The organism is Kitasatospora sp. NPDC057542 (assembly GCF_042801945.1).
Taxonomy (GTDB): domain Bacteria; phylum Actinomycetota; class Actinomycetes; order Streptomycetales; family Streptomycetaceae; genus Kitasatospora.
This window is the reverse complement of record NZ_JBHVFE010000404.1, coordinates 1-8,302: the sequence shown is the minus strand read 5'-3', so window position 1 is coordinate 8,302 and position 8,302 is coordinate 1. Positions and strand designations below refer to the sequence as shown.

Genomic DNA, 8,302 nt, shown 5'->3' with positions numbered 1-8,302 from the left:
CTCGGATCTCCAGATCAGGACAGCAGGCGCACAGGGCCAGCGACCGGCAAAGCCGTCAGCCTCACCCTCCCCAGTGAAGATCACCAACAGCATCCTTTTCGTGCAGCGCTGACGGACGGTCACGGCCCCCTCGCGGTAGCCGGATGATCACGTGGCCAGGAGGACGCGCTTGCGTAGCAGCTCCAGGCCGGCCCGGCCGAACATCTGCCGCTTCAGCATCTTAAAAGTTACGTGGAATCTGCCGGGGTGATCATGTCCCTCCGGTGCAACCACGGACTCGGGAGATGTGTTGAGCGGCACGACGGTGCTGATGGAGAAGTGGCCGGTGCTCGGTCGGCACGAGCAGGCGGCGACCTGGCTGACGATCTGGACGGATCTCGGGCGTGCGCCGAGGACGATCGATGCCTATGCCCGCGGGCTGGCCGAGTACCTGCTGATGTGCGAACGGGAGAACGTCGACCCGGTCACCGCGAACCGGGTACATATAGCCGTTTACGTAAGGGAATTGACCTCTCGGCCTCACCGTCGAGGGGCCAATGTGGTCTCGATCGACTCGGGGGCAAGACTGGCCAACGCCACCATCCAGCAGCGCCTGGTGCCGGTCCGCTTGTTCTACGACTTCCTCATGGAGGAGGGCCTGCGGAAGTCGAACCCGGTCGGCCGGGGCCGTTACACCCCGGGGCGCCAGCGGGGCGGGCTGGTGCCGCGGCTGACGAAGCTGCCGTGGATCCCCAGCGAACAGCAGTGGCTGGGGATCCTGCAGGTCGCGCGGGCGGAGCCGGTCCGCAACCGGGTGATGCTGGCCCTGGCCTACGATTCCGCGCTGCGGCGAGAGGAGCTGTGCTCGCTGCGGACCGACGACCTCGATCCGGCCCACCGGACGCTGAGGGTACGGGCGGAGACGACGAAGAACCGGCTGGAGCGGGTGGTGCCGTACTCGGTGTCAACCGACGTGCTGATGTCGGCCTACCTTGCCCACCGAGCCACGATCAGCCGGGCCAGGGGGCCGCTGTTCCTGTCGGAGTCCCGGCGCAACCACGGACAGCCGCTGACCCTGTGGACCTGGTCGAAGGTGGTCCGCCGGATCGCCCTGGAGGCCGGTGTCCCGCGGTTCTCGACCCACACCACCCGGCACCTGTGTCTGACCGATCTGGCCCGGATGGGCTGGGAGTTGCACGCGATCGCGACCTTTGCCGGCCACCGCAACACTGACTCCACGCTCCAGTACATCCACCTGTCCGGCCGGGACCTGGCCGACAAGCTGGCCCGCGGCATGGAGCACATCCATGCCTGGCGAATACAGATGCTCACCTCCGCGGACGGCACGACGGCGGAGGTGTCGCGGTGACCGCACCACTGCCGGCCATCGCCGCCGAGGACGGGGCCGGACGCTGGTCCTGGCCGATCTCCCCGCCCCGCGACAACGCCGCGGTGACAGTGCGACCTGCCGAGGCCAGAGCCGTGGCCGACCTGGGCGTGCGTAATCTGCGGCGACTGCAGTACCACGACCCGTCCGCGCCGGGCTGGCGCCTGATCGCGCGGCTGCTGGGTCCGCTGGAGGCGGTCAACGCCGCACTGAACTCCCCACCCACCCCGCACCGTCGACGGGCCATGCTCGACGTGATCGCGGTGCTGCTGACGCGGTGCGCGGAGACCGGCCGGACCTTCTGGGGCCGGACCGAAGAGGAATGGTTCCACCTGCTCGGCCGCACCCAGGCCGAGTTCCGCCAGCACGCGCCCGCCTGGGCAGGCGACGAGGTCCGCCCCTATCTCGCGGCGCACGCCTACCTGCTCGGATCCTTCAACGAATTCCACCGACTCGGCAGCGTCCAGCGGCTCACCCTGGCCTGGCGGATCTTCGGACGCGACCGCGTCAACGGCGAGGTCGCACGACTTCGCGCGGTCCTGGTCTCCTGGGGCTACCAGCTCGGCCAGGACGAGGACACCCTGCTGCCGATGGTGGCCAGCCAGCTGTTCCTACTCAACCCGCAGCCCGCATCTTGAGGATCTGGACACCGCACTGTTCGACCGGGTCCGCCGCGACGGGCTGCTGGAAGGCAGCCGGCTGAACACCCTGCACGCGATGCAGCGGGCGGTCGCCGAGCTCGGATTCTGTGATCCTCCGCGTCCCGGCACCGGCCGCCACTCGGCCCGGGCCAGTGGCGGCGCGCCGATCTGGGAACAGTGGGCCAACCGCTGGCACGCCACCTCGACGCTGACCCCGCGCGTTCGCGGCGGCGTCCGCTCGAACCTGCTCAAGGTCGGCCGGTGGACCGCCGCCGAACAGCCCGACGCCGCCGATCCGGCCAACTGGACCCGGCAGACCTGCGCTTCGTGGATCGCCGCGCTGGACCGGATGAAGGTCGGCGACTACGTCCAGCGCACGATCGGGCTGGGTGACCGTCTCGGCAAGCCGCTGGAGGCGCCCAGCAAGGCCGCGCAGATCACCGCGCTGCGGACGTTCTTCCGGGACTGCCAGGAATGGGAGTGGCTGCCCCGCCGCTTCGACCCCCTTCGCGCGTTGGCCATCCCCCGCAGCATCACCGCCCTCCTGGGACCCGACCCCAGGGTGATCGCCGACGAGATCTGGGCGAAGCTTTTGTGGGCGGGCCTGAACCTGGAACCTGCTGACCTGCCCCAGACCCGCTCCGGGCACTTCTACCCTTTTGAACTGGTCCGCGTGGTAACGCTGACCTGGCTGTTCTCCGGACAACGCAGCAACGAGATCGCCCGGTTGAAGGTGGGCTGCATCCGTTGGCAGCACGACGGGACACCGATCGCCGGCGACTCGCAGCAGGTCCTGGCCCGCGACGCGGTCTGCCTGCTCGACGTCCCCACCCACAAGACCGGCACCGCCTTCACCAAACCGGTCGACCCGATCCTCGGCCAGGCCGTCGACGCCTGGCAGGCCGCCCGCCCCGACCAGCCGAAGTTCACCGACCGCCGCACCGGCGAGCTGGTCGACCCGTTGTTTGCGATCCGGGCCCGCCGCGTCTCCACCAGCTACATCAACAACACCATCATCCCGATGCTGTGTCGCAAGGCCGGAGTCCCGGCCGCCGACGTCCGCGGCAACATCACCAGCCACCGTGCCCGGCCCACCATCGCCAGCCAGCTCTACAACGCCAAGGAGTCGATGACTCTGTTCGAGCTGCAGGCCTGGCTCGGACACCGCTCCCCGCAGTCCACCCAGTACTACGCGAAGATCACACCCAACACTCTGTCCAAGGCCTACTCCGAAGCCGGCTACTTCGAGCGCAACGTGCGCACCATCGAGGTCCTCGTCGACCGCGACGCGATCACCACCGGTGCTGCCGCCGGCGGTGAGCCCTGGCAGTACTTCGACCTGGGTCACGGCTGGTGCACCTACACCTTCTTCGAGCGGTGCCAGCACCGGATGGCCTGCGCGCGCTGCGACTTCTATACGCCGAAGAGCTCCAGCAAGGGCCAGTTGCTGGAGGCGAAGGAGAACCTGCGAAAGATGCTCGCGGCCATCCCGCTCACCGACGACGAACGCGCCGCCGTCGACGACGGCCAGGCCGCTCTGGACCAGCTACTGGAACGGCTTACCGACGTCCCCACGCCAGCAGGGCCTACGCCGCGTCAGATCGGCGTCCCAGCTACCGCGACACTACTGCCGATCGTCAACGTGACCGCCCGTCCCCGAGAGTGCGGTCCGGGAGGCCAATGCTGAACCCACGACGGTCACGGCCACTGGGGTTCGCACTGCACCGAGCCGCCTCGACCGGGTATCGTGCGGTCCTGCGAATCCATGCCCCTGTCTTGGGAAAAGAAGTGCAGGATGCACATCCTGGATGACCTCACCGGTCTTTCCCCTCGTGCAAAGAGTCTGCTTGAACGAACCGGCCGGCGCGATGATCCGCAGGAACCTCGGCTCTCCACCGAGTTCCTGCGGATCCGGGACCGCTTCGGCCAGTTGATTCCCACGCCCATGATGCTCGTGATCCGCCGGGAGGGATTCGAGCAGAAGTACGGCGGACTCCGCTACCAAGTGCGAAGCAGCTACACCGTCGAGGGCGAACGCCGCGAGGTGCTTCGCGACTGGCACTACGACCTGGGCCAGAACATGTGGACCGGCGCCGCCGATGGCTGGTACTTCGATTGGTTCGGGGAACGTGTGTCCTCTCCAGTGCGCTACCTGGTGCACACGGACGGACGAGTCGGAGTGGACGATGGAGGCGGCACATTCCTCGAAATCGCCCCGTCCATCCCGGCACTCATCGAATCCCACGCTCTCACCGACACGGTCTCGACCTGGGACCGCACCACCGCCGAGGTCGACAGCTTCGCACTCGCCGAGCAACTCGACAGCCTCACCGACATCCCCGAAGCATCAGGCAGCACCATCCGATGGCGACTGTCCGACAACGTCGCGGTCGAGGAGTTCCGGAACTGGAGCAGCGACGCGCCACGTCGTTGGCGCGCATTCATCTGGAGCCGAGGTGAATCTGGCCGACGCCAGGTTGAAGAGGCCGCTGCCCGAGTAGCGGCCACACAGCAGACCATGACAGCCACCGGATGACAACCGCTGCTTGACAGAGCTGATTCCACAGAATGATCCGGTTGACGGTGCCTTCGACGGGGCCGGAGTTCCAGTGGGTGGTCAGTCCGGCGTGGACGGCGTCGTAGTCGTTGTTCAGGCCGGCGGCGAAGGTGCTGATCCCGGCCAGGCCTGAGGTCATAGCCGCGGTGATCCACTCGGTGAGGTGCTCGCCTTCGAGGCGGGTGAGCATCTCGGCGAAGGACGTGACCAGGCCGGCAGCGGTGTCCAGTTCGGGGCAGTGCGCGAGGATCGCCTTGCGCTGCACTTCCTCATCCAGGGTGAGCCCGGCGGGGTGACGGGTCAGCCAGCCGGTGACCTGCCGGATCGAGGGCGGTGGGGGTGGTGGCGGTGCGCTGTCCGGGGCGATGAGGGCTTGGCGCTTCCATTGGGCGAGGAGCGTGAGGCCGCCCCGGTAGCCCCGCGCGGTGATCTCCTCGAACAGCACGCGCCCAGTGATCTTCCCGCCGGTCTCCTCCCAGCGTCGGACCAGGTAAGGCTTGAACGGGTCGAGCTTGCTCGCCCGGGGGCGACGGTCCTTCATCATGTCCTGCCAGCGTGCGGCGTGCGCGTAGCGGCGGATGGTGTAGCGGCTCCATCCGAGGTGGCGGGCGACCTCGCGCATACTCATGCCGCGCTCCAGCAACTCGTGGACCAGGGCGTGGTGGACAATCCGCCGCTCCGCCATCCGTCCTGTGGGGTCGGCCGGCTGCTCGATCTCCTCCTCGACGTCGGCGCTGTCGTCGGCGGGGAGCGGGGTCTCCCACTGCGGTTCGGGCTCCGGCTCGATCATCGGGAGGCTGTTCAGACAGGAGCGGTGGTCGAGGACGGTGCGTTCGACGGCCTGGGTGAGGTTGTGCCACAGGTGGTAGCGGTCGGCGATCTGCTGGGCCTGGGGCGCGTCGGAGCTCGCGGCTTCCGCGTAGGCGCTGGCGCGGTCGCGGCAGATCACCTCGACCTGCGGTTGGTCGGCGAGCCATGGACCGAGCGTGGACGCGTCGCGGTCCGGGAGCAGGTCCAGGACCCGGTGGGTGGTGGCGTCGATGATCATGGTGCCGTAGACGTGGCCCTTGCGAAGTGCGAAGTCGTCCACCCCAATCGCGGTCGGAGCGCCAACGGGCAGGTCCGGCAGCTCCATCACCCGTCGCAGCAGCGTGCTGCGGCTCCCGCGCAGCCCCAGCAGCCGGACCATACGTTCACCGGCCCGACCGGCGAGCGCCAGCCCCACCGCCGCGACCGCCGAGCGCAGCCGCTCGGTGCTCTGCCCGTGCCGGCGCGTCAGGCCATCGACCTGCTCGACGAATGTCCGCCTCGGACATGACCGAGCAAAGCAAGCGAGCCGGCGTACCCGCAGTGCGAGTACGACCCGCCGCCCCGCGCTCGGCAGATCGGCTGGGAACCGCAGGTAGGAGCCGTGTACACGACTTGACCAGGTGCCGCAGCCGGGGCACCTGGCGCCGTCAGTGGTCGACCGAGCTTCCACCCGCACCACGGAGCCGGCCGATTCCACCCCGACAACCGCCACCTCCGACACCGATGGGAACAGCAACTCCCTGAACAGGGACCACGATTGCGTCACAGCCGCCGACTGTCAGCTACACAGAACCCGAGCCGACGACTTTCAGTCGATCTACGAGCCTGCCGAGAGCGAGTGATCCGTTACGGAACGTCACCGGTCACACAACCTGAGCCAGAACCCCGTTTGCCCCGCCGAAAACAAGGGCGGGCCAGCGCTCGCCGGGTTTGTAGCCGTGCCCGCGGGGGCGTTCGCGCATCTTGCCGATGGTGCCCTTCGCGGTCTGCTTGATCACGGTGAGGACCGCGAGCCCCGCCGGGTCCCTGGTGCTCTTGAGGGCGGCCATGGCGTCCAGGAACGCGACCGGGTCGCGGTCGGCGAGGGTGAGCGGGACGCCGAGTGCGGCCATCGTGTCCACATACGCCTGGCGCAGGCTCTTGTGCCACGGGTCCAGGTAGGGGCCGTGCTCGTGGCGCAGCCAGGCCTCGGTGGGCTGCACGATGGCGCCGAGCTCCACTGCGTAGGCGACCTTCACCGTGCTGTACCAGGCCGGGCCCGTCGGCCGGGACCCGTCCGCGGTGAACGGCAACGGGAGCAGCGGGTCCGTGTCGACGCTGGACAGGTCAACCAGCCAGGAGCCGGGGACCGCCTTGTCGAAGACGGGGGTTCAGCTCGTGCACGGGGCCGGACAGCGGCAGGGTGAGGCGGCCGGCGGCGGCGAGGAAGGCCATGTTGACGTCCAGGCCGACCGCGAACGGCGCGGCCTGTTCCTGCTCGATGAGCGGGCGGTGCCAGTCCCACGCCTCGGTGACCAGCTCCCCGCCCGCCTCGCGGTCCTGGGCGAGCGGGTGGATGTCCGGGACCTCCGGCGGCGCCGGATCGAACGCGTCCTTCGGGCGCGAGCCCTCCACCACGCCCGAGGTCCAGCCGGACTCGGTGCGCACCGTGCGGGTCGGCGGGCGCAGCGCGGTTACCAGCTCTAGGCCGGAGACGGCGGTGGAGCCGCGCGGGGTGAGGACGCGGGTGGCGTAGGTGCCGAGGAGGCGGGCGAGGTCGGGGGCATCGAGGTCGTCGGGGGTCTGCCAGTCGCCGCTCGTGAGGGCGCCCCAGGCGGGGATGCAGAGCTGCACGCACACCCGCTTGCCGTCCTCGGGCGTGCGCGGCCGATGCCCCGTTGGGTGAGCAGCCACCCGGCCTTCTCAATCTGTCTGACGGCCTTGTGGGTCTTCGGGAGCCGGCCGAGCCGGGGGACGAACTCCTTCTTCTCGTCCCGGCCCATCGCTGGGAGCCCGATCTCGGCAAGGGCGGCGTCGGTGAGGACGACCAGGGCGTCGCCGTCCTTGCCGTGCGGGTGCAACCTGGGCGAGCCCAGGTTGGTCTCCAGCGCCCACTCGACGACGTCGGCAAGCGTGCGCCCAGCCGGGGCGGTCGGCGCCGGCTCGCCGTCGGCAAGGTAGGCCACCAGGCCCCGACCGGACGGAGCGACGTCCACCACCGCGAGCCGACCGGCCGGGAACCGGGCGAAGGCCGAGGCCTCCCAGTCGAACGGCCCCTCAGCCTTCGGCGCCGTCTTGGACGGTGCCTTGCGCGCCCGCGACGAGGCCGCCGGACGCGACGACCCGGGGCGGCGCAGCGCAGCCACCGGACCGGTGGCGGTGGCGGGAGCGGCCTGGCGGGGCGCAGCGACCGAAGCGACCGAGGCAACCGGCTCAGCCGCAGCCTGCGGGACGGCCGGGACGGCGCCGGGGCGGCAAAACCCGCCCAGATGCATCGGGCGGCCCTGGGCGCGGTAGACCGACGGCCGCCCGCACCGCACACACAGCGCCGGTGGAGCCATCAGCAGCGAGCCGTCCGGGTCCTGCTCCAGCATCACCGACTGCGCCGCCGGGGCCGGCTGCTCGGGCACCGAGACGGCAGCCGGCGCGGGCTGGACCGGGGCCTGGGCCGCTGCGGTCTCATCGGCGAGACGCACGAGGCTGGCGGCCTGCGCGCGGCGCAGCCACTCGGTGGGCTCCAGCGTCCACTGCTGACGCTCCTCGTCCGGCCAAACATACCGCCGCCTGGAGCCTGGGCGGCGGGAAGCGAGGGATGCCGGATCTGCCGTGGGCCGACGTCGGGAACTTCTTCGACTCTGACGCGTAAATAGAAGCCCAAGTAGATGGGGTTTTGGCATGACTCAGCACCCGATCACTGGGATGGCGATCGGGTGCTGGGTGGATGGTCAG

General features: G+C 69.6%; 7 protein-coding genes. 4 read left to right on the top strand and 3 right to left on the bottom strand.

Features of this window, described 5'->3' with window-relative positions; translation table 11 throughout:
- Positions 1 to 289: 289 nt before the first annotated feature.
- The 4 genes from ACFU7Y_RS34405 (at position 290) to ACFU7Y_RS34390 (ending at position 4,543) form a co-directional block, all read left to right on the top strand.
- A complete protein-coding gene (locus ACFU7Y_RS34405; protein WP_380770720.1) occupies positions 290 to 1,348 on the top strand; it encodes a tyrosine-type recombinase/integrase in 1,059 nt (352 codons plus the stop codon).
- Complete coding sequence (locus ACFU7Y_RS34400; protein WP_224280271.1) at positions 1,345 to 2,004, top strand: hypothetical protein; 660 nt, start codon at positions 1,345 to 1,347, stop codon at positions 2,002 to 2,004. The genes ACFU7Y_RS34405 and ACFU7Y_RS34400 overlap by 4 nt, the downstream gene beginning before the upstream one ends.
- Positions 2,005 to 2,083: 79 nt before the next feature.
- On the top strand, positions 2,084 to 3,694 hold the full coding sequence (locus ACFU7Y_RS34395) for a tyrosine-type recombinase/integrase (protein ID WP_380770719.1): 1,611 nt from the start codon (positions 2,084 to 2,086) through the stop codon (positions 3,692 to 3,694).
- A 108-nt stretch (positions 3,695 to 3,802) separates the two neighbouring features.
- Positions 3,803 to 4,543 carry a hypothetical protein gene (locus ACFU7Y_RS34390; RefSeq protein WP_224280267.1) on the top strand — a complete coding sequence of 247 codons (741 nt, stop codon included), beginning with the start codon at positions 3,803 to 3,805 and terminating at the stop codon, positions 4,541 to 4,543.
- Here the strand turns inward: ACFU7Y_RS34390 and ACFU7Y_RS34385 are convergent.
- From ACFU7Y_RS34385 to ACFU7Y_RS34375, 3 genes are all read right to left on the bottom strand, one after another.
- Positions 4,449 to 6,044 carry an ISL3 family transposase gene (locus tag ACFU7Y_RS34385; RefSeq protein WP_380770718.1) on the bottom strand — a complete coding sequence of 532 codons (1,596 nt, stop codon included), beginning with the start codon at positions 6,042 to 6,044 and terminating at the stop codon, positions 4,449 to 4,451. The genes ACFU7Y_RS34390 and ACFU7Y_RS34385 overlap by 95 nt on opposite strands.
- 193 nt (positions 6,045 to 6,237) lie before the next feature.
- Positions 6,238 to 6,666: a hypothetical protein gene (locus ACFU7Y_RS34380; protein ID WP_224280266.1), complete on the bottom strand. Its 429-nt coding sequence runs from the start codon at positions 6,664 to 6,666 to the stop codon at positions 6,238 to 6,240.
- Positions 6,667 to 6,700: 34 nt separating this feature from the next.
- Complete coding sequence (locus tag ACFU7Y_RS34375; RefSeq protein WP_224280264.1) at positions 6,701 to 7,267, bottom strand: hypothetical protein; 567 nt, start codon at positions 7,265 to 7,267, stop codon at positions 6,701 to 6,703.
- Positions 7,268 to 8,302 lie beyond the last annotated feature (1,035 nt).

What these genes read in the sequence shown, in the direction of transcription:
- ACFU7Y_RS34395 (WP_380770719.1), top strand. Translation starts at nt 2,084, where the DNA reads ATGCAGCGGGCGGTCGCCGAGCTCGGATTCTGTGATCCTCCGCGTCCC.
- ACFU7Y_RS34390 (WP_224280267.1), top strand. Translation starts at nt 3,803, where the DNA reads ATGCACATCCTGGATGACCTCACCGGTCTTTCCCCTCGTGCAAAGAGT.